Below are 849 nucleotides of genomic sequence, written 5' to 3'. Positions count from 1 at the left end.
ATCCTGACTGGCTAAATCATTAAGCCATGTCAATACCTCTGGACAAAGCTCTGAGCTGGTCCAGGGAATAATCGTATTGTCAAGATCGATAACTATGCCCCGAATCCCCCGCTGCTTGAGTTCGTTCAGATCAATATCATATAAGGTATTTACTGCCAAACAGGGCGCTAATAAAGTAAGCAAAAACGCTCCTCCTAAGTTAAAGCCATCCATCTTAGTACCGAGTAAAAAAGATAATGATTACTAATAAGTAAGTCAAACACCAATTTATAAAATAGTTTTCCCATGTTTTAAAAAAATGGGATTGGCTGGCAAATAATTATTTAAATTATATCACGGTAGCAAGTAAAACAAAAGTATTACCACAAAGACACTCACCATCACCAACCAAATTGTTTGTATCATAGCGCAGAGCAAGCATCTCCCTTGGCGGATTTTCTGTTTACAGAAACTCACTCTAACTCTACTCTCTGCAATAGGACTGACAAACAAAGCTGCCCTATTGGACAGCTTATCGATAATAATCACTCATAAAGTCAGGAAAATCCTCATCTTTTCCTAATTCGATTAATTTTTGTCTTGCCTCTTTAAGAGTAGTCCCAATTCTTGTTAATTTACCGTGCTTATCGATCAACAGAATCTCGCCATTTCCAATTACTACTTGCTCCAAATCATCCTGACTTGTCCAAAAATATTGAGATTCCATATTTCATCCCCTTTACTACCATTTTTTTTATGCATTCGGCAAAAAACATTGTAATTCCTGCAAATAAAATAGCCACCCACAAGGATGGCTCAGATTGTAGACAAAGCCGCTTTTATGCCGTAAGGCAAAAAGCGGCTTTCTAT

General features: G+C 37.5%; 1 protein-coding gene and 1 pseudogene. Both read right to left on the bottom strand.

Annotated features, from left to right (window positions below; translation table 11 throughout):
• Positions 1-183, bottom strand: a pseudogene (locus tag AC29Z1_RS17450) (YqeG family HAD IIIA-type phosphatase); the annotation flags it as partial.
• 328 nt (positions 184-511) lie between these two features.
• The gene (locus AC29Z1_RS17445) at positions 512-706 is read right to left on the bottom strand and encodes a hypothetical protein (RefSeq protein WP_488272714.1); all 195 of its coding nucleotides are present in this window, start codon (positions 704-706) and stop codon (positions 512-514) included.
• Positions 707-849 lie beyond the last annotated feature (143 nt).

The sequence above is a fragment of the Sporomusa sp. genome (assembly GCF_057736855.1).
Note: the sequence above shows the minus strand (reverse complement) of the source record. Positions and strands in the feature narration are given on the sequence as shown.

What these genes read in the sequence shown, in the direction of transcription:
- AC29Z1_RS17445 (WP_488272714.1), bottom strand. Translation starts at nt 706, where the DNA reads ATGGAATCTCAATATTTTTGGACAAGTCAGGATGATTTGGAGCAAGTA.